Genomic DNA, 19,791 nt, shown 5'->3' on the forward strand with positions numbered 1-19,791 from the left:
TCTTACCCGGAAAAATTGAGCATGCGCTTCGGTTTGCGTTTGATCTTTTCCTCAGACGCATTCAACAACGCCTGATCCATCAAACTCCCCGCCTTATCCTTATCCGCCGCCCCCGGTAGCACCGGCGGTTTAATCCCGATCCCCGTGCCGGAACCAGCCGACCCACCGGCATTGATCTTGATCACCGGCCCAACCACCGTAACCCCACCGCCATCGAGCTTGATAAAGCTCCCACCCCCAAGAATGGTCAGCTCCGTCCCCGCCTCGATAACGATCTTGTCCCCTGCCTTAAGGTGAATCTCTTTCCCCACGCTGGTGAGCTGCGCAGTCCCCAGCTTCACATGTTGGTTCTGCCCAACCGTGAGGTGGTCATCCAGCTTCGCTTCAATCTTGCGATCGCTAATCGTCGTGCGGTGTTCTTCAGCCTTCAGCTCGGTGTAGGTGTTCTTAACCACCGTGTCATGACGTTCATTGCCGACCCGAATCTTCTGATCGTGCTCAACGTTCTCATCCCAATCCCGCTGGGCATGAATGTAGATCTGCTCCGCACCTTTCTTGTCTTCAATGCGCAGTTCGTTGTACCCACCGCCACCCGGCGAGCTGAGCGTTTTGAACACGCTGCGAGTCTTGTTCGCCGGCAAGGCGTACGGCACCGGGTTTTCCTTGTGGTACAGGCAGCCGGTCACCAGCGGTTGGTCGGGGTCGCCTTCGAGGAAGGTGACGAGGACTTCCATGCCGATGCGCGGGATGCTGATGGCGCCGTAGCGGTCGCCGGCCCAGGAGCTGGAGACGCGTAGCCAGCAGCTGGTTTTGTCGTCGGCCAGGCCTTCGCGGTCCCAGTGGAACTGGACTTTGATGCGGCCGTATTGGTCGCAGTGGATTTCTTCGCCTTTGGGGCCGGTGACCATGGCGGTCTGGCTGCCGAGGACGCGTGGTTTCGGGTGTTCGAGGGCCGGGCGGTAGAACACGTCCCACGGGGTGGCGAGGAAGGTGTTGCGGTAGCCTTGGTGGAAGTCGTCCTTGTTGTCGGTGGTGTCGCTGGTCACGCCTTCTTCGAGGACTTGCGGCTGCTTGCCTTCGTGGAAGATTTCGGTGAGCAACCACAGGTCATTCCACTCGCTGCGTGGGTGGTCGGACATTTCCAGAAAGTGGCCGCTGACCAGTTTGGTCTGGTCGCCGCGACCTTCGGCCTGACGATAGTCGGCGCGGTGGCGTTCGAGGGCGCGCTGGCTGAGGAACTTGCCACGGGCCCGGTCGATGAAGCGGCCGGGGTAATCGTAGTCTTCCAGATCCGGCTCAGTGCTCTCGCCTTCGGGTTTGTAGGCCGCTTCCATTTGCAGGCGCGGTTTTTCGAAGTCGTAGTCGCGGCGCGTGGTGCGGCTGGTGCGGGTTTCCAGGCGCAGTTTGAAGCCTTTGATCACCGGTTCTTCGGCGACCATGCCGCTGCCTTGTACGTACGCGGTTGGCTGGCCGAGGTCGGGGAACACGGTCTGGTCGTCGCCGAACACCAGCAGATGGCCTTTGTCGCTGTGCTGGAAGTGATAGTGAATCCCCTCCTCCTCGCACAGGCGCTGGACGAAGTGCAGGTCGGTTTCGTCGTACTGCACGCAGTAGTCGCGGTCCGGGCACGGCTGGCTGAGCTGGAAGCTGTAGGYGTTGCCCTTGATGCCGTGTTCTTCGAGGATCAGCGCGATGATTTTCGGCGCTGACATCTGCTGGTAGATGCGCTGGTTGGTGCGGTGATGCAGGTATTGCAGTTGCGGCACCATCGACACTTTGTAGCGAGTCAGGCGCTTGCCGGCATCGCCTTGGGCAACGCGGTAGATCTGGCCGTGGATGCCCGAGCCTTGTGGATCGAATGCGAGGAAGGCCTGCTTATGCAGCAGCTGTTCGAGGTCCAGATCGGGGTTTTCGCTGACCAGTTCGAGGTCGAAGCGATACGGCTGGCTGATGCCTTCGGTGCCGGTGAACGACAGCACTTGCAGGTCGCCGACGTAGTCTTCGACCTTGAGGCTGAAGTGGGTTTCGTTAGCTGGGTTGAACATAAAGTGCTCCCTGTTCGAATGTCATCCGTTACGCCCGAAGTCGCAGACGTTGCAGCCAGGACGAAGTGGCGCCCAAGGCGTCACGCAATTGTTGGGCAGTGATGGTGCGTTCTGCCGGGTTGAAGCTCAGCGCGGTTCGCAGCGCTGGCCAGCCGTGTTTGGGTAAGTTCGCCGGGGCTTGCAGTTCGCGCTCCAGGTGCTCATCGCGGGCCTGGGTCGAGGGCAAGCGGCGGAACGGGTGTTTGCCGCCCGCCAGTTCATAGATCACGCAGGCTACGCCGTACACGTCCGCGCTGGCCGACAACGGTTGGCCCTCAAGCAGTTCGGGGGCGGCGTAGCCCGGGGTCCAGGCGTTGAAGCGCTCGCGGCTCAGGTGCGGCAGGCCGGGCATCACGCCCTCCTCTGCCTGACCGAGGCCGAAGTCGAACAGGCGCAGGCCGTCTTCGCTGAGCATGACGTTGCTCGGTTTCAGGTCACCGTGCAGCACGCCGCGACCGTGGGCGTAGGCCAGCGTGTCGAGCAGCGGCAGGATGATGTCGCGCAGCTCTTGCCACGGCAGGCCGAGGGGCCGCTCGCAGAGCAATTTGTCCAGGGTCAGGCCACGCATGTATTCCATGGTGATGAAGGCCCGCTGGCAGTCGGTGTCGACTTCAAAGGTATGTGCACGCACGACGTTGTCGTGGCGCAGGCGTCGGGTCAGGGCGAACTCGCTGTAGAGCAAGGCACTGGCGTCCGGCGATTCGGCAAATTCTTCGCTGAGGATTTTCAGCGCAATGTAAGGATCGGGATCACCGAACTGTTCGTGCAGCAGATCCCGCGCCCGGTAAACGGCGCCCATGCCACCGGCCCCGAGCAGACGCTCGAGGTGGTAGCGACCGGCGAGTACATCCGGCAGTGCACCGATGCTGGCCTTGGTCGGCGCCAGCAACGGTTCTGCTCTGTTTTCCTTGGCAAAGGCGAAGTAGGTCAGGTTGTTGGCCTGTTCGTCGCTCATCAGCAAGTCATCGACTGAGGATTCGATTTCAGTCATTGGCGGATCACCACGGCTGTCAGGTTGTCGCGCGCGGCGCCACGCAGGGCGCCGTCGAACAAACGTTCCAGCGCCACATGCGGCGCGCTGAGGCTGAGGGCGTTGCCGAGGGCATCGCTGCTCAGGCCCTGATACAAACCATCGCTGCAGAGCAAAAACGCATCGCCCGGATAAACCTCGAGTTCGAGGACATCCAGGGTCAGTTGTTCAGCGGCGCCGACGGCTCGGGTCAAGGCCTGAGCCGCTGGGTGCGCTGCCGCTTGTTCGACGCTCATCTGTTGCTCGTCGATCAATTGTTGTTGCAGCGAATGATCCTTGGACAGCTGATACAACCGCTGCCCGCGCCACATGTAGCAACGGCTGTCGCCGGCCCAAATGCAGGCTGCGCGATTGCCTTCCACCAGCAGCGCCACGACGGTGCTGCCCATGATGCTGTCGTGACGTCCGGCGGTGACCGTCAACTCCTGCCCCAAACGCCGGTTCAACCAGTGCAGGCACTGGCGGATGGCTTTGAGGCGTTCGTCGAAGTCCTCGTGTTGCGGCAGTTCAGCCAGGCTGGCGACGATCAACTGGCTGGCGATGTCGCCCCCCTGATGACCGCCCATGCCGTCCGCGACCACCCACAGCCCCTGCTGTGGCGAGTCGAGGAAGGCATCTTCGTTGCGCGCCCGCACCTTGCCCGGGTCGGTACGCGCCGCGCTGCGCCAGGCACTGGCCACCAGCATCAGAGCTGCACCGGCATACGGAAGGTGCGCAGTACGCCCATGTCGAACGGGTTCGGCGTGCGCTGGCTGGTCAGCAGGTAGTTGGCGCGCAGGCCACCTACATCGGCTTTCAGCACCAGCACATCGCGACCGGTCAGGTACTCGGTCTGCATCAGGTCGAACAGACGGAACAGCGACCATGGGCCGGAGTTCTTCTCGATGCCGATCGGGCGACCGGCCATTTTGTCCATGACCAGACTGGTGCGACCGTCTTCAGCATCGGTCGGCCATTTGAACGACATTGGCAGGATCGGACCGTGGCGGTATTCCATGGTCTTGTCGCCGAACTTGAACTCGGAACGGCTGACCGCCGGGTCGAGGGTGTACGGCTCCAGTTTGAACTGCACGGTCGGCTCGGCCGGGTTGATCGAGAAGAAGCTCTGACGAATCGTCAGTGCCGCCGCCATCTGGTCGAGATACATCTTCGATACCGGCAGGCTGTGACCATCGACACTGCGCATGCGGTAGTTGCCCGGATCGCCGCTGACGAACGGACGCAGGTAGCTGTCGAAGAAACGGTCGACGGTGCCTTGAGCGCGGAAGAACTCGCGGAAATCGCTGATCGCCACGTCGCTGGTGCTGCTGGCGCTGAACGGATAACGCTTGCTGATGGTTTTGCCATACACGCTGTACAGCTCGTTCTGATAACGGCCGTTCAGGTATTGGTAAGCATCGTTGAGCACCAGACGCCACGAGTCTTCGGCCAGCACGTTGAACCACACGCTCAGTGGACGCGGCAGACGACCGGAGGCATTGCGCAGGTTGGTCAGCGCATCACGCTGGCCGCTCATGCGGGTTTTCGCCATTTCGAACGCGGCTTGTTCCGGCGTGCTGGAACGGGCCAGACCGGCGAGTTGCAGTTGCAGGTCGTTGAGCGCGCTCAGTGCAGGCGTGAGATCCGCCGCCGGGCCGTTGTTGTCATCGAGCAAACGATGCAGCGGTTCGAAGCGGCGTTGCAGCGACTTCTTCGCGGTGTCCGGCAGGGTCTTCGCCACGTTCAGGGCCGAAGCCTTGTCCGCGACAGCCGAGGCCAGTTTACCGACTTTACCCAGTTTGCCTTTCTGCCCGGCCAGTGCATCAGCAGCGTCGCCAGCTTCTTCGACAGGGTCTGCAGCGGCCTGGAAGCGGGTGTTCTCACGCACTTCAGTGAGCAATGCCAGCACCGGCGAATTCGCCGAGGTCAGGCCCGCCAGTTGCTCGGCACCTTCACCGGGGTCGCTGATTGGCGGCAGGGCAACCTGGCCAACCGCTTCGCTCCAATAGTTGGCGTAGTCGCGGAAGTACAGCTGCTCCAGCTCGACCATCAGACGACGCAAGTCCATGTCGCTGATGCCGGCGCCTTCACCCAGCACCCAGTTGTCACGCAGGATGTCGGTGACCAGCGCCGAACCCTGTACCGAGAAGTACTGCTGATAACCGGTTTGCGTGTAGAAACCCGGGATCACGTATTCGGTGCCGATAAACAGCGAGCCTTGTGGGCCGAGGTGTTGGCTGAAACGATAGTCCGGCAGGTTGCGCGCCTGCTCGCGGAGCATGCGGTAAACCACGGTGGCCAGCGATTCGCTGCGCAATACCTGACGCGCCTGAGTGACCAATTGGTCGTTCAGCGGGTAGATAAACGGCTGCTTCAGCAGGCGATCGAGGTGCGCACTCAAACCGTTCTGTACGGCGGTGTTGCCGGTATAGCGCGTCGACCAGTCAGTAGCGACCCAGTCCTTGAGCCACGCGGCATCGCGACGATCCTTCATGTTCAACATCAGGTACGCGCGCAGGCTGTTGAGCAGGCGGTCGCGGTCCTTCATGTTGGCGCGGATCTGCCCTTCGAGCATGGTCGCCACCCGTGGCAGCAGTTGCTTTTCAAGCTCGCGCTCGTAAGCCTCTTTGACCACTGGATTGACGTCTTCACCTTGATACAGCCCGCCACGTTCGTGATACGAAACGTCGCCCTTTTTCGGAAAGACCTGGGTTGCGGCGTAGCTGGTGTCGAGGGTTTTCAGCACGCCCATGGCGTCATCACGCGGCGACAAAGCCGTGCGCTGCTGCGTCCAGTTCTGCGCCAGATTGCGCAGGTTTTCCAGGCGCTCGTAGTTGGCCGAGAAACCACCGGCCCAGAGCATGCCGAACAGCGCCAGCGAAGCGAGTGCGCCGACGTACAACGCACGCTGGCCCCAATGGATGCGGCTGCGTTCGCGCTTGTCCAGACCGGCCAGATCGGCTTCGGGGAAAATCACTTGGCTGAACAGGTGATGGATAAACCGCGAACGGCCGCTGCGCAGGGTCGGCAGCACGCCGGCGCTCATGCCGAGACTGGCGCCGATGCCGGCGGTGGTGGCATCCATCTCTTGGGTCAGGTGCGGCGCGCTGGTCAGGTAGAAACCGCGCAGTTGCGTGGCACGCTGATAACGGTTGCCGGTGAACGCCATGTCGACGAACAGGCACAGGCGCTCGCCGATCTGCCCCAGTTGATGCGGGAAGTCGAGGATGCGACCACGGCGCTGAGTGTCGCGCTCGGAGTGCATGCGCATGATCACTTGGCTGTTGAGGCGACGCAGCAGTTCTTCGAACTCGTTGCGCAGCACAGCGACGTCGGTGCCGACCTGATCCTTGCGGAAACTGGTGCCGAGCACTTGATCGCTTTCTTCGCGAGTCAGTTGATCGAAGAACTCGTCGAAGCCGAGCAGCTTGTCAGCCTTGCTCAGGACCAGGTACACCGGCACGTCGACGTGCAGTTTCTGATGCACGTCTTGCAGACGGCCGCGAACCTGGCGTGCGAGGGTATCGATGTCCTGCTCACTGCCGCCAAGCAGGGTTTCCACCGGAATGGTCACCAGCACGCCGTTCAACGGACGCCCGCGACGGCGCTTGCGCAGCAGTTCCAGCAAGGTGGTCCAGGCGCTGCCGTCGACTTCCGCGTCAGGCTGGGTCATGTAGCGCCCGGCGGTGTCGATCAGCACACCGTGGTCGGCGAAGTACCAGTCGCAATGACGGGTGCCGAGGGTGTCGCGGGTCAGCTTGCGGTCGATCTTGTTGATCGGGAATTCCAGACCGGAGAAGTCCAGCAGGCTGGTCTTGCCGGAAGCCTGCGGACCGATCAGCAGGTACCACGGCAAGTCACTGCGCCAGCGCTCGCTGCGGCCGCGATACAGGCTGGAAGTCTTCAGGGTTTTCAGCGCGTCTTTGAAGCGCGCCTTCAACTCCTTCTGTTCTTCGTCAATCAGCTCTTCGCGGCGAATGCGGTCCTGGCCGTCCTCGCTTTCTTCCTCGGCTTTCTTGCGGATACCCGCGCGCCAGCTGACGAAGACCATGGTCAGGCCCCAGATCAGGAACAGCACGGCAATGGTCAGCAAGCGCGCGGTCGCACTCTCCCAGAACTTGTAGTCATCAACCGCCAACAACGGGCCGACGAACCACACCAGCAGCGCCACGAACAGCACCAGCAGCAAGGTCCAGACCCAGGTCTGGCGCAGGAAGGCGCCGACTTTCTTGAAAAACTTTTTCATCACACGTCCCTGTTTACGGCTGCGACTGCGGTTGCACCGCGGCCGGATCAAGCGGCTGATAAGGTTGCAGAACGGTGTCGCGCTGCTCGCCCAAGACCCAGGCGAAGCCCGAATACATCACCACCAGACAGACGAAAGTGAACAACACCACCATCCACGCCGGCACGATGCGCACCAGGTTGCGGCGCTGATCGTTCAAGCCTTCCCAGTGCGGCGACAACTCGCGCGGCACGTCGCCACGCAACTGACGAATCTGCCGGTACAGAGCATCGCGGATGCCTTCAAGTTCGAGCATGCCGCGTGCTTGCACGCGGTACTTGCCTTCGAAACCGAGGGACAGGCACAGGTACATCAGCTCGAGCATCGGCAAGTGCTTGACCGGGTTTTTCGACAGGCGATCGAGCAACTGGAAGAACTTCTCGCCACCGAAGGTTTCGTTGTGGAAGCTGCTCAGCAGGCTCATCTGCGACCATTCGCTTTCGTTGCCCCACGGTGTGGTCACGACAGCTTCGTCGACCACGGTGCAGAGCACGTAACGCGCGGCCATCACCTGGCTGCTCTCGGCGCCGTTGTGCAGGGCGCGTACTTCAAACAATTTCAGCCCGGCAGTCAGACGCTCGTTGAGTGCGTACAAGTCTTCGCGGGTTTCGCTGTGCTTGAGGCGCACCACTTCCGAAAGCAGCTCGGACGAAGCAGCGACCAGCGAATTGAGGCTGATGTTGAACGCTTCTGCCGGGCGCAGGCGCGCGGCGTAGATCATGCGTTCTTCCAGTTGCTCGAAACGCGGCGGCGCGGCGAAGTCGGTCAGCGGACTCGATGCCGGTCCGTGGCCCTGACGATCGAGCAGGACGGTTTTGTCGTCCTGGTTGTAATCCGTTTCCTTGATCATGTCGGTCAGTTCCTGATGGCCCAGAATTTCAGTTCAAGCTCGGCGAATTCGCCGGACACATGGAACGCGAAACCGCCGGAGCGCTCGAGTTGTGCCAGGTCTTCGGAACTGAGTTCGAGGATGAAATAGGTTTTGTTCGAATGGAACGCGATCTGCCGCGGGGCCACCGGCAACGGTTTGACCTTGATCCCCGGCAAGTGCAGGTTGACCAGTTGGCGGATACGCTCCACCGGGCCGACCTTGAGGTGCGCCGGCAAGCGGTGGCGCAGTTCTTCGGAGTCGCAGTTGGCACTCGCTGCCAGCACGAACGACGCCGAGCCGAGCAGTTTGTGGTCGTGCAACGGCGAGACGATGATGCCGTACTGACGTGCTTGCAGAATCAGTTCGATGGCGTGCTGCTCGAGCACCATCGACAGCACCTGGCGAATCGCTTCCATCAGTTTGCGGAAGCTCCCACCCTGATCGGCGTGGGAGTAGCGGCTGTCCAGGCGCGGGCGTTTGCTCTCGCCGGAAAAGGTCGCCAGATCGCCGAGCATGGTCAGCAGCGTGCGGTACAACTCTTCCGGGTGCACTTGCTCCAGGCCGAGGTAGTGGCGCAGCAGCAGTTCGGTGCGGTTGATCAGTTGCAGCATCATGAAATCACCGACCTCAGCACCGCCGACCTTGCCGTTGGAGCGAATCCGCTCGGCAATCGTGTCGCCACGGTGGTTCAGCATGCTGATGACTTCTTTCAGGCACGACAGCAGGTAGCTGGAGGCGTGGGCCTGAATGTAGGTCGGCACGAAATCCGGGTCGAGGCTGATCACGCCGTCCGGCGTGGTGTCGAGCACGTCGCAGATCTTCAGCTTGACGTAGGCCTGATCGCTCTGCTGCTCGCCGAGCAACAGTTTGAAGTCCGGGCGACCGCAGCTGACCTGGCTGGCGGAATCGTCGCCGGCGTTGGAGTCGGCCACTTCGGCGTCGTACGCGGTGTAACGCGCAAGCACGTCGGATTGCTCCGGACGGCGCGACTCGATGTGGTTACCGGTGACCAGCGGCAGCGCCAGGTAGATCGGCGTGTTGCCGGTGTTCGGCGGTACGTCAAGCGCCAGCGGCTCGGTGTTGCCACCGAGTTCGAACAGGCTGCCGTCCGGCAGAATCCCCGAGGCTTCACTGATCACCAGTTTGCCCATGTTGAGGAACTGCAGGTCGATCTCCAGATTGAGGAAACCCCAGGTGTAGCCACCCAGCAATTGGGTGCGGGTTTTCATCTGGTGATCGTAATAACGATCGTTGTGCTGGAAGTGCTGCGGCCGCAGCAGCATGCCTTCCTGCCAAATGACTTTATGGGTATTCATGATCAGTCATCCGCCTTGGCGAGCACTTGATTGGTGTTACGGATGCCGGTCTGGTCCAGAGTCAGATCGACTTCAGTGACCTCCAGCGGAGTGATCTGAACGGTGTGGCGCCATTGGGTGTCCGGCAAGTCGCGGTAAGCGGCGAGAACGCCAACATAAAGGCTGCCCTCTTCCACCTTGAGCTTCATCTCCACGGTTTCACCCGGGCGCAGTTCGAGTTCTTCGCTGGCCACCAGATCCGGGTTGAGGGATTCCTTGGCGCGTTCGTACAGGCTGAAGAAGTCAGCGTTCTCGAAGGTCACCGGGTGCTTGAGTTCGAACAGGCGCACGACGATCGGCGACGGCCGACCGTTGAGGTCCGGGTTGAGCTGATCGCTGCCGGTCAGCTTGAGGTTGATCTTGGTCACTTTCGAGTACGGCGACAGCGACGAGCAACCGGCGAGCAGCACCAGCACGGTGAGCGCAGTCAGCGTCTTGAAAAAAGCGGTCGAGCGGCGAGACATGCGCATCATCCTTGGTGGTCGGTGTGGAGGGTGGAGATCAGGCGGATCTGTTCTTCGTAAGCCTGGGCAAAGTCGCGGGCCAGCAGGCGCTCGCTCCAGTCATCGTCCTGACGCAGCGCCTGGTGATAGCGGCCGAACGCTCTCCAGCGCCCGCCCGATGTCGCGATCAACGGCTTGTTGTCGCGCTCGAAACGCAGGGTCAGTTGCTCCGGCGAGAAGTGCTCCAGCGTGCCGCGTACGGCGGCGCGGCTGGCGGTCAGCAGTGCAACTTGATGCGCCTGCAGATCGCGGAACGCACGGGAGATCGCTTGCTCGGCCGGCAGATGGCCGGGCTTGCTTGGCTGCAACAGAATCTGCAGGGCTTCGCTCGGATCGACGGCGAATTTCAGCGGATTCTTGTTGGTGCCTTGCACGGTGGTCTGGGCCAGACGCAATTCGTTTTTCAGCTCCGAGCGGGTGCGCAGGCTCTGCTGCAATCCGCCGATGCTTTGGCGCAGCAAGCGCGCCGCGTTCAACGCCAGGGCTTCGCGTTCGTCGTGGCTGAGACCTTTGACGTCGACACCCAGCGCCGCACCGAAATGATCCCAGAAACCTTCGCTCTGGCGCTCGACGGCTTTCGGTGCCGGAGCGGGTTCAGGTTCGACCGGAGCGGCGATCAGCTCCGGCACCATCAGGCTTTCCATGTCGATGCGCGCGTAGTCGGCACGTTGACGGGAGTCTTCAGGCTTGGTGTTCGGCGCCAACAGTTCGTCGATTTCCGAGTACACACGCTCTTGCTGCTCGAGAGCATTGAGCGGGTCGAGATCGAGGAAGGCATCATCGGGAATGATGCTGCCAGCGGCGCGTGGGCGGCCGACTTCGCCATCGAAGGTCGCCGGGTCACGGACCAGGCGCGCGCGAATCTCGAAGTCACCCAGCACGTAGGTGCTGCCGTGTTCGATGCGCACTGGCTCACCTTTGTGCAGGCGTGCGCCGCTCTCGCCGTCCTGGACACCGTTGCTGCTGGTGTCGGTGAGGAAGAACGTGCCCTCGCGATAGCTGACAATCGCGTGGTGATTGGACAGATGACGCTTGCGGTCAGGGATGATCCAGTCGCAGTCCTCGCCTCGCCCGATTACGCCGCCGGCCTGTTTAAAGGTCTTCTGGCACAACTCGGTGGGCACGAACTGCTTGGTGTTCAGCATTTCGAAAACCAATTCCATGTTTGATGCTCCTTGCGGTCACTTGCCGCGATTGACCGCTTGCGGATCACCCAACGGGCGATAGTCGTTGTCGTTGAATTTGTAGTTGCCGCTACAGCCGCCAAGGCCGCATAGAACGACGAGGGTCAGCAGGACAGCGTGCCAGTGACGAACAGACATCAGAGGGTCTCCAGGTGTAGACAAAGCACAAAGCGCCGACCCTTGCGGGCGGCGCTGAAATTGGTTTTTGTGGGGATTTCGATGAAGTTTTGCCTACCCATCGAAATCTCCCAGATTGATGTTCAGACGGCCGAGCCGATACAGCAGCGTGCGTCGCGGCAAGCCCAGTTCGCGGGCGGCGAGGGTCTGGTTGCCGTCGTTTTTGCGCAGGCAATCGAGCAATAACGTGCGTTCGACCTGCTCGAGGCGTTCACGCAAATTCAAGTGGCTGTTGTCTTCCGGCATCGGCTCCATGCGCAGGGAGAAATGCTCGGCGAGCAACTCGCCGCCTTCGCACAACAGCACCGCGCGCTCAACGAGTGCCTTGAGTTCACGCACGTTGCCGGGGAAGTTGTAGCCGGACAGGTGTTCCAGCGCCGCACTCGACCAGCGAACCGGATCGCGTTGCAAATACGTGCAGGTCTTCTCGGCGAAGTGCTGGGCCAGTTCGAGGATGTCGCCTTCACGCTGACGCAGCGCCGGCAGCTCGATCGGGAATTGCGCGAGGCGGTAGTACAAGTCCTCGCGGAATTTGCCTTCGCTGACCAGCGTCGACAGATCGCGGTGGGTCGCGGCGATGATGCGTACGTCGATCTTGTGGGTGTCGTTGGAACCCAGCGGACGAATCTCGCCTTCCTGCAACACGCGCAGAATCTTCGCTTGCAACGACAGCGGCATATCGCCGATCTCGTCGAGCAACAGCGTGCCGCCATTGGCCGCATCGAACAGCCCCGCACGGTCGCGGTCGGCACCGGTGAAGGCGCCTTTGCGATAGCCGAACAGCTCGCTTTCCAGCAGGTTTTCCGGAACCGCCGCGCAGTTCTGCACGATGAACGCCTGAGAACGGCGCGGGCCGCAATCGTGAATCGCCCGCGCAACGACTTCCTTGCCGGTACCGGTTTCACCACGCAACAACACGGTGTACGGGCTGTGCAGAACTTTGCTGATCAGCGAATGGGTCTGACGCATTGCGGCGCTTTTGCCGATCAAGCCATAACCACTGATGCTCGGCACGCTGCGCGCCACCGTGGTCGATTCCGCCAGCGGCTGACGCAGGCGTTGCAACAAATGCAATTGGCCAAGCACGAACGAGCCGAGCTGGCCGAGGGAATCGGCGAAGCCTTGCAGGTTGGTGCGACGTCGACTGGCGCATAGCAGCAAGCCTTCGACCGCTTTGTGCTGATTGACCAGCGGCACGCACAGCAGCGACTGCCACGGCGAGGTCGCCGCCGGCAGGAAACTGGTTTCGTGCAAGCTGCCGCTCAAGTCGTCGAGGCACACCACGCGGTTCTGGCACAGGGCAAACTGCAGCAGTTGTTCACCGTTGTAATCCGCCGGCAGGCTCGCCGCTTCACGCGGTTGCAGAGCGCCGTCGAGGCATTCGGCGTTCATCCCCAGGCACGTGTGGGTGGCGTCGAGCAAATACAGCTGCGTCAATTCGCAACCGCTCAACTCGGCCAACCCACGCACGAAGTCACCCAGCAACGCAGCACCGTCCGCCGCCCGCGACAGACTGGCGAACTGCGCCAGCAACGCTTCGGCATAGACCAGTGGCTGCGGCACCTGAGTGAACATCACACCCACCTCAGGCGAACTCGCACGTCACGCTGGACTCGCCGTCGAGCGTGGCATGCACACGCTTGAGGCTTTCACCGGTAGCCATGGCATCGAGCAAGCGGTCAGCCACCAGCGGCAGCACGTGCTGATCGAGCAGATGGTCGATCAGGCGCGCACCGCTGTCGCTTTGCGTGCAACGCTCGGACAGGTGATCGACAAGGTTCTGGCACCAGCTGAAATCCAGCTGACGACGATTGAGACGCTCGCCGAGGCGACCGAGTTTGATCTCGATCAGCTCGCGCAATACCGGGCCGCCGACCGGGTAGTACGGCACTACTTTCATCCGCGCCAGCAGTGCCGGTTTGAAGTGTTTGCTGAGCACCGGGCGAATGGTTTCTTCGAGCACTTCGGCGGTTGGCCGCGCGCCGTTTTCACAGAGGTCGCTGATGCGGTCGCTGCCGAGGTTCGAGGTCATCAGGATCAACGTGTTGCGGAAGTCGATCTCGCGACCTTCGCCGTCGTTGGCCACGCCTTTGTCGAAGATTTGGTAGAACAGGTTGAGCACGTCCGGGTCGGCCTTCTCGACTTCATCAAGCAGCACTACCGAGTACGGCTTTTGGCGCACGGCTTCGGTAAGCATGCCGCCCTCGCCATAACCGACGTAGCCCGGTGGCGCGCCGATCAGGCGGGAAACGGTGTGCTTCTCCTGGAATTCGGACATGTTGATGGTGGTGATGAAACGATCACCGCCGTACAGCAAGTCAGCGAGGGCCAGTGCAGTTTCGGTTTTACCGACGCCGCTCGGGCCGACCAGCAGGAACACGCCCACTGGTGCGTCAGGTTTGTTCAGACCGGCAGCGGTGGCGCGCATCGAGCGATCCAGGGCGTGCACGGCTTGTTCCTGACCACGGATGCGCGTGCGCAGGTCGGTGGCGAAACTGGCGACTTTGGCGTTGTGTTCGCGAGCCAGTTGCGCCAATGGCACGCCGGTCCAGGCACTGATTACTTCGGCAACCAGGCGCGGGCACACTTCGAAGCTGACCAGACGCTCTTTGACTTGGGCGGCGGTCAAGGCGCTGTGGGTTTCGTTGAGCTGGGCTTCCAGCGCTTCGACGCTTTGGCCTTCTTCAACTTCAGCGGCGATGGTTTCGATCACCGTGCCTTCAGCGTCTTCTTCAACGTTGACGGTCGGCTCGACGGCGGCGGCTTCGCGGGCCTTGGCCAGTTGCTGACGCAGTTCCAGTAGGCGCTCGGCCAGTTGTTTCTGTTCAGTCCACAGGGTTTCCAGCGCGACCATTTCGTCTTCGGCTTCGTCGAGACGAGCTTCCAGTGCATCCAGCGCTTCGTGGTCGATCAGCAGACCGGCCTCGGCATCGCGGCGCAGGGCCTGACGCTGACGGCCACCTTCAGCCAGTTCGCCACGCAGGCGCTCAAGGCTTTCCGGGGCAGCGGCGAGGCTGATGCGCACGCGGGCGCAAGCGGTGTCGAGAACGTCGACCGCTTTGTCCGGCAGCTGCCGACCGGCCAGATAACGTGCGGACAGTTCAGCCGCCGAGACCACCGCGTCATCACGCAGATAGATGCCGTGGCTCTTCTCGTAAACCTGGGCCAGACCACGGAGGATGGTCACCGCTTCGCTGACAGTCGGTTCGTGCAGTTGCACCGGTTGGAAACGACGGGCCAGCGCCGGGTCTTTCTCGAAGTATTTCTTGTACTCGGCCCAGGTGGTCGCGGCGATGGTACGCAGTTCGCCACGGGCGAGTGCCGGTTTCAGCAGGTTGGCCGCATCGGAACCGCCAGCGTTGCCGCCCGCGCCGATCAGGGTGTGGGCTTCGTCGATGAACAGAATGATCGGTTTCGGCGAAGCTTTGACTTCGTCGATCACGCCTTTAAGACGACGCTCGAACTCACCTTTGACGCTGGCGCCAGCCTGCAGCAGGCCCATGTCCAGCGACAGCAGTTCAACGCCTTTGAGCACTTGCGGCACTTCACCGGCGGCGATGCGCGAAGCCAATCCTTCGACGATGGCGGTCTTGCCGACACCGGCCTCACCGACGACGATCGGGTTGTTCTTGCGGCGACGGGCGAGGATGTCGACCATCTGCCGGATCGCGCCGTCACGGCACAGTACCGGGTCGAGTTTGCCGTCGCGGGCCTGTTGAGTCAGGTTGTGGGTGAAGCGCTGCAGCAGCGATTCGCCCTGGGCGGCCGGTTTGCCGTTGGCCGCCGGTTGCTCCTGTTGCGACAGGGCAAATTCCTTCAGGCGATCGATGTTCAGCTTGGCGAGCAGCGGCTGATAACGACTGCCGGCATAACGCATCGGATTGCGTAGCAGGGCGAGGATCAGCGCGGCGTCTTCAACCTGGGTCTGGCCCAGTTCGAGATTGGCTACCAGCAGCGCGTCTTGCAGCCACTGCACCAGTTCCGGGGCGAACACCGGGTTGCGCGAAGCGCTGTGTTCAACCCGCGATTGCAGCGCGGCGCTCAGTTCACCGGCGTCGACGTCTGCATCCTGCAGTGCGCGCGACAACAAGCCATTCGGACGCTCGAGCAGGCCAAGCATCAAATCTTCGACGAGGATCTTGCTGCCGCCACGGGCCACGCAACGCTCGGCGGAACGTTCCAGATCACGACGGGTTTCGGCGTCCAGCGCCTGGATGAGTTGTTGCAGGTCTACGTTGATCATGGCTCACGTCCTTAATGAATTTTGCTGCCCAGGGTTACCACGCCGTCCGCTTTTTCGCGGCCCAGCCAACTGGTCCAACCGAGGCGACAGGCGTTCTGCTCACCGATGCGCAGTTCGCGGATTTCTTCCTGGCGCAACACCAGGCGGATGTCGTAATCGAGCGGGTCACGCAAGGTGAACCGCACCAGCGCGCAGAGCGGCTGGTAACCGAAACCGATCGGCAGGAATTCATGGAATCGCTGCCAGTCGAGTTCGGTGATGTGAATGCGGAATTTGCCGCTGCGGTCGCGCACGTGTTCGCCGAGCACGAGGTCTTCACCGAGCAGGCTGTTGGCGCGGCCCAAACGATTGCGCTGCTCTTCGAGGATCTCCACGCGACGCTCGATGCACTGCTCGATGACCAGGTCTTCGTGCTTGAAGTAGTAACGCAGTACGGCTTCGATCAACGCCGCCGAGTGCGCCCGCAAGCTGAGCAGGCCGAGGTACGGCAGCAGGCGTTTCCAGTTGAGTTCCTTGGCCTTGCGGATCTCTTCGCCACCGAGGCCGATCAGGGCAAACAGCTGCGAAGAGAACGGGTCGATCGCGCCGCTCTGGAAGCTCGCGCGATAGCGATACTTGCGCCAGATCGGCAGCATCAGCCGTTGCAGGCGATGGTGAAAGAGGTCGAGGAAGTTGCGTGTCGGGTTACCGTCCTCGCTGTCGCCCAGGGCTTGTTCACCGTAGAACGCCGGCAGCGGCGAGCCAGAACCGACCAGGCCGATCAGGTTGAAACGCATGCGCGCGCGCATCTGCCCGTGCTCTTCGAAGAACTCGACGCGATCGACGTCGCTGCGCGGAAAGCCCAGGCTCGGGTTGGCCTGAAACTCCACGTGGTCGTACAGATCGTCTTCGCTCAGGTGCGGGTGTGCCTCGCGCAGCCGGTCGATCACCAGCAGCACGGCCTGAAACAGCGAGTACTCGCGTATTACCTTGGTCAGCCCGCTTAAAGCAGGGGCTGCAGGCCCATACGTGGTGTCCATTGGTACACCTCTCCCTGTGTGCTTTTTACGCGCAGTTCATGGAATGAATTGAGACTGGCGTAAAGCGCGAAAAACTCGTTAAGAACCGAAGCGAAGACGAACAGGTCGCCTTCGCCGATGTACCCTTCCGGGTCGATGGTCAGTTCGGTGCGCAAACCGCGCACCGGCAACCCACGGTGCAAGCGGTCGACGTGGTGATGCTTGATGTGCTTGAGGCCGCCGAGCAGGCGTTTGCTGACCTTCTCCGCGTGCTGGTCGTAGTAGCGCGGCAAGTCGTAGGTTTCGAGAATCACCTTCAACGCATTGACGTCGGCCAGCGACAGATAGTTAAGCGACATGTTGCTGATCAGCTTCCACAGGAAGTCACGGTTCAGCGGTGGCGCGAAGCTGGAAGTGGCCGGGGTAATGTTGCGGAAGCTCAAGAACTCCGGCGTCTCTTCACTGGCCATGCAGATGTCGCCGAGCTTGAGCTTGCGCGGCAGGTTCTGGTTGGTGCACATCAGCTCGATCGACAGGGTTTCGTGGGCTTCGGTATGGCGAATACCGAAGCTCAGGTAGGTGTCGAGGCCGTCGTGCAGCAAGGACGAACGCTGGCGGATGCTGTAATGCGGACGGCTGTTGGGCACGTCGAAACTCGGGTCGTGCTCGAAGGATTCGAACGGCACGTACTCCTGATAACCGAGGCCGCCGGGCTTCCAGCCGGTCACGGTTTCCACCGAGAACACACCGCAGTTTTCCAGATCGTATTCCGCCGGCAGCAATAGGTATTCATCCTGTTTGCCGTCGAGGCGAATCGGCAGCGCGTCGTGGGCGAACAGGTTGGCAATCGGCGTGCAGAACAGCTTGACGTTATCCAGGGTCGGCCGCATGCGCATGATGCCGCTCTTGCGAATATCGAAGCGCAATTCGAGGCCGCGCATCTGCTTGAGGGTGTCCTCCGGCAGCGCGTTGATGATGTCCAGACCATTCACATCGACGAACAGGAACTTGTCCTGGAAGGCGAAGTATTCCTGCAGGTAGCGATAGCCGCGGAAGGTGTTCAGCGGATACGGGATCAACGCCTCTTCTTCGGCAAAGCCCACCGGTTTGACCCGATCACCGGGAATCTTGAACGCCATTGGCTTGCCGCTGACGCCATCAATCGGTTTGCCGGCACCGTCGAGCGGGATCAGTTCGATGCCTTCGAGGTTGCGCAACAGGCTCAGGTAGAGCATCTGGCTGATGTAGCGCTCGCCGGCAAAGTGCAGACGCAGTTTGCTCAGTTCCAGCTCACCGAGGTGACCGTCGGCACTCATTTCCAGACGCAGGCTGAGCAGCGAGCCGTCACCCTTCACCGAGTAATTCAGCGCGGCCAGATCCAGCGGCAGCACGTCAGTCGGGTAACAAGTACGGAAGCGGCAACGCACGTCTTCGATCGGCTTGCTTTCAATCGGCGTATCGCGCTCGACGCGCAACGCCGGCCCGGAACGCTTGAGCGGATCGAACTGCAAAATGCTGAACGCCGGCAGCGGGCGCATGTAGTTCGGCCAGAGCAATTGCATCAGCGAATGGCTGAGTTCCGGCAACTCGTCATCGAGCTTCTGGCGCAGCCGCCCGGTTAGAAACGCAAAGCCTTCGAGCAACCGCTCCACGTCCGGATCCCGCCCGGCCTGGCCCAGATACGGCGCCAACGCCGGACTACGCTCGGCGAAACGGCGACCGAGTTGGCGCAGTGCGGTGAGTTCGCTTTGGTAGTAGTGGTTAAAGGACATGTATGGCTGCCTGGGTATTTATTCGTTTGATTTGCAAACTGAAAGCGACTGAGAGCGCAAATATGGGAAAACAAAAAAAATCATTTCGTACTCCGAGCTAGCAAGAACCGTTCAAACTTACCAGCCACCCATATCGCCAGAGCAGTGAGCCCACCTGTAAGAATGCTATAGGCGACCGCTCGAACGGGATAAAGCGGCAACAAGTAAAGCAATATCATCGAAACCATTAAAACAACAATACTAAACTTAAAAAATAGTCTTGGAATTATAGCAACCAATAAATTAGCAAAAACAAATAGGTAAAAAATAATATACATGGCAATCCCAATGGAAGCGCCACGAGACGTCAAACCACCAAATGAAACTTTATACAGAGAGACCCCGTAATAATTAACAACAACATAAACGACGCAGGCAAAAAAGTGCACGAGCAAGCCCGCTGCTATCCTCGTCATCATCTCTTCCACTCTCCATACTTATCTACAGAGCCCTGAGTGATGGAGCTTCTCAATTTCTGATCGGAAACGCCGAGGTAAACTGTGCTGGTCACCACTTTTTCGCGATAGCCCATTCGCCCAGCAAATACTCTTATAGTTTCAGTGCGTAGCTCAAAATTTTCAGAGGCCCACAAAGCACCGCGCAGCACCATGTAGTTATCGTATTCGTTGGTTTTGTCCTCCTTCGGAAATATAGGGATACCATCACCATACGTCATACCGGTTTCAACGGTTTTCTTGATAGCCGTTTCCGAAGACTTGGTTTCTTCCAAATATAAACGGTAGGTATCGGTCGAGAACGGTATTTGTCCAACACCGTCAGTCCAATAGGGCTCGCCCTCGATCATCACCATTATAAATCCGGCGCCGCCCTCTGAACTATTTTTCCAATCACCGGGCATTCTGGGAGCGAAGCTAATTGACATTCTGTCAACAATTGCAAACTTTATAATTTCTGCCCAGGTAAATTGTTTATAAGCATTGTATGCGTCCGTGCCGGCAGTTTTAGACTCGGGATTCACCCATACCTTTTCCCGGTAGTTATCAGCTAGAGGCTCAAACCATTGGATGGCTTCCGCATAGAGCTTTTCAGCCGTCATGATTCTGAACTGAACATCTGATGCATTCGGTTTTACAGCAAAAAGAGGCACGCCATTGCCTCTGGTTATCAGCCAAACATTTGGCAAAGGAAGCTTTTTCGGTTCTTTATCTTCACTCGGCGTAGTTTCGGCTTTAATTTTCAGCTCCGTTTTTCCATCGGAGGTCTCGAAAACATGTGCGATGCCGTCGATAACAATAGAGGTTTCCACGCGA

At 60.5% G+C, this 19,791-nt stretch carries 15 protein-coding genes; all 15 read right to left on the reverse strand.

Annotated features, from left to right (window positions below):
- Positions 1–2 precede the first annotated feature (2 nt).
- The gene (locus AC1DVF_RS14675; RefSeq protein WP_477782666.1) at positions 3–2,045 is read right to left on the reverse strand and encodes a type VI secretion system Vgr family protein; all 2,043 of its coding nucleotides are present in this window, start codon (positions 2,043–2,045) and stop codon (positions 3–5) included.
- A gap of 28 nt (positions 2,046–2,073) precedes the next feature.
- Complete coding sequence (locus AC1DVF_RS14680; RefSeq protein ID WP_320336130.1) at positions 2,074–3,075, reverse strand: serine/threonine-protein kinase; 1,002 nt, start codon at positions 3,073–3,075, stop codon at positions 2,074–2,076.
- On the reverse strand, positions 3,072–3,800 hold the full coding sequence (locus AC1DVF_RS14685; protein ID WP_038359322.1) for a PP2C family protein-serine/threonine phosphatase: 729 nt from the start codon (positions 3,798–3,800) through the stop codon (positions 3,072–3,074). Before AC1DVF_RS14685 ends, AC1DVF_RS14680 begins: the two co-directional genes overlap by 4 nt.
- The gene (gene tssM, locus AC1DVF_RS14690; RefSeq protein WP_477782667.1) at positions 3,800–7,339 is read right to left on the reverse strand and encodes a type VI secretion system membrane subunit TssM; all 3,540 of its coding nucleotides are present in this window, start codon (positions 7,337–7,339) and stop codon (positions 3,800–3,802) included. Before tssM ends, AC1DVF_RS14685 begins: the two co-directional genes overlap by 1 nt.
- A 13-nt stretch (positions 7,340–7,352) precedes the next feature.
- Positions 7,353–8,228: a type IVB secretion system protein IcmH/DotU gene (gene icmH, locus AC1DVF_RS14695; RefSeq protein ID WP_016985783.1), complete on the reverse strand. Its 876-nt coding sequence runs from the start codon at positions 8,226–8,228 to the stop codon at positions 7,353–7,355.
- 5 nt (positions 8,229–8,233) lie between these two features.
- Entirely contained in the window at positions 8,234–9,565 is a 1,332-nt protein-coding gene (gene tssK / locus AC1DVF_RS14700; protein ID WP_007920300.1) for a type VI secretion system baseplate subunit TssK, read from the reverse strand.
- Between the two features lie 2 nt (positions 9,566–9,567).
- The gene (gene tssJ, locus AC1DVF_RS14705; RefSeq protein WP_007920299.1) at positions 9,568–10,068 is read right to left on the reverse strand and encodes a type VI secretion system lipoprotein TssJ; all 501 of its coding nucleotides are present in this window, start codon (positions 10,066–10,068) and stop codon (positions 9,568–9,570) included.
- A 5-nt stretch (positions 10,069–10,073) separates the two neighbouring features.
- Positions 10,074–11,270, reverse strand: coding sequence for a type VI secretion system-associated FHA domain protein TagH (tagH, locus tag AC1DVF_RS14710; RefSeq protein ID WP_034152083.1), 1,197 nt, complete (start codon positions 11,268–11,270; stop codon positions 10,074–10,076).
- Between the two features lie 18 nt (positions 11,271–11,288).
- Positions 11,289–11,429 carry a hypothetical protein gene (locus tag AC1DVF_RS14715; RefSeq protein WP_003229566.1) on the reverse strand — a complete coding sequence of 47 codons (141 nt, stop codon included), beginning with the start codon at positions 11,427–11,429 and terminating at the stop codon, positions 11,289–11,291.
- Between the two features lie 93 nt (positions 11,430–11,522).
- Positions 11,523–13,043: a sigma-54 interaction domain-containing protein gene (locus tag AC1DVF_RS14720; protein WP_477782668.1), complete on the reverse strand. Its 1,521-nt coding sequence runs from the start codon at positions 13,041–13,043 to the stop codon at positions 11,523–11,525.
- 10 nt (positions 13,044–13,053) lie between these two features.
- Complete coding sequence (gene tssH, locus AC1DVF_RS14725; RefSeq protein ID WP_476334893.1) at positions 13,054–15,711, reverse strand: type VI secretion system ATPase TssH; 2,658 nt, start codon at positions 15,709–15,711, stop codon at positions 13,054–13,056.
- A gap of 11 nt (positions 15,712–15,722) precedes the next feature.
- Positions 15,723–16,730: a type VI secretion system baseplate subunit TssG gene (tssG, locus tag AC1DVF_RS14730; RefSeq protein ID WP_016985779.1), complete on the reverse strand. Its 1,008-nt coding sequence runs from the start codon at positions 16,728–16,730 to the stop codon at positions 15,723–15,725.
- Positions 16,694–18,481, reverse strand: coding sequence for a type VI secretion system baseplate subunit TssF (tssF, locus tag AC1DVF_RS14735; protein ID WP_093429639.1), 1,788 nt, complete (start codon positions 18,479–18,481; stop codon positions 16,694–16,696). The genes tssG and tssF overlap by 37 nt, the downstream gene beginning before the upstream one ends.
- 80 nt (positions 18,482–18,561) lie before the next feature.
- Complete coding sequence (locus AC1DVF_RS14740; protein WP_477782677.1) at positions 18,562–18,939, reverse strand: hypothetical protein; 378 nt, start codon at positions 18,937–18,939, stop codon at positions 18,562–18,564.
- A complete protein-coding gene (locus AC1DVF_RS14745; RefSeq protein WP_093429637.1) occupies positions 18,936–19,787 on the reverse strand; it encodes a hypothetical protein in 852 nt (283 codons plus the stop codon). The genes AC1DVF_RS14740 and AC1DVF_RS14745 overlap by 4 nt, the downstream gene beginning before the upstream one ends.
- Positions 19,788–19,791: the final 4 nt, after the last annotated feature.

It is taken from the genome of Pseudomonas sp. P4_D7, from assembly GCF_056401755.1.

What these genes read in the sequence shown, in the direction of transcription:
- AC1DVF_RS14680 (WP_320336130.1), bottom strand. Translation starts at nt 3,075, where the DNA reads ATGACTGAAATCGAATCCTCAGTCGATGACTTGCTGATGAGCGACGAA.
- AC1DVF_RS14685 (WP_038359322.1), bottom strand. Translation starts at nt 3,800, where the DNA reads ATGCTGGTGGCCAGTGCCTGGCGCAGCGCGGCGCGTACCGACCCGGGC.
- tssM (WP_477782667.1), bottom strand. Translation starts at nt 7,339, where the DNA reads ATGAAAAAGTTTTTCAAGAAAGTCGGCGCCTTCCTGCGCCAGACCTGG.
- icmH (WP_016985783.1), bottom strand. Translation starts at nt 8,228, where the DNA reads ATGATCAAGGAAACGGATTACAACCAGGACGACAAAACCGTCCTGCTC.
- tssK (WP_007920300.1), bottom strand. Translation starts at nt 9,565, where the DNA reads ATGAATACCCATAAAGTCATTTGGCAGGAAGGCATGCTGCTGCGGCCG.
- tssJ (WP_007920299.1), bottom strand. Translation starts at nt 10,068, where the DNA reads ATGTCTCGCCGCTCGACCGCTTTTTTCAAGACGCTGACTGCGCTCACC.
- tagH (WP_034152083.1), bottom strand. Translation starts at nt 11,270, where the DNA reads ATGGAATTGGTTTTCGAAATGCTGAACACCAAGCAGTTCGTGCCCACC.
- AC1DVF_RS14715 (WP_003229566.1), bottom strand. Translation starts at nt 11,429, where the DNA reads ATGTCTGTTCGTCACTGGCACGCTGTCCTGCTGACCCTCGTCGTTCTA.
- AC1DVF_RS14720 (WP_477782668.1), bottom strand. Translation starts at nt 13,043, where the DNA reads ATGTTCACTCAGGTGCCGCAGCCACTGGTCTATGCCGAAGCGTTGCTG.
- tssH (WP_476334893.1), bottom strand. Translation starts at nt 15,711, where the DNA reads ATGATCAACGTAGACCTGCAACAACTCATCCAGGCGCTGGACGCCGAA.
- tssG (WP_016985779.1), bottom strand. Translation starts at nt 16,730, where the DNA reads ATGGACACCACGTATGGGCCTGCAGCCCCTGCTTTAAGCGGGCTGACC.
- tssF (WP_093429639.1), bottom strand. Translation starts at nt 18,481, where the DNA reads ATGTCCTTTAACCACTACTACCAAAGCGAACTCACCGCACTGCGCCAA.
- AC1DVF_RS14740 (WP_477782677.1), bottom strand. Translation starts at nt 18,939, where the DNA reads ATGATGACGAGGATAGCAGCGGGCTTGCTCGTGCACTTTTTTGCCTGC.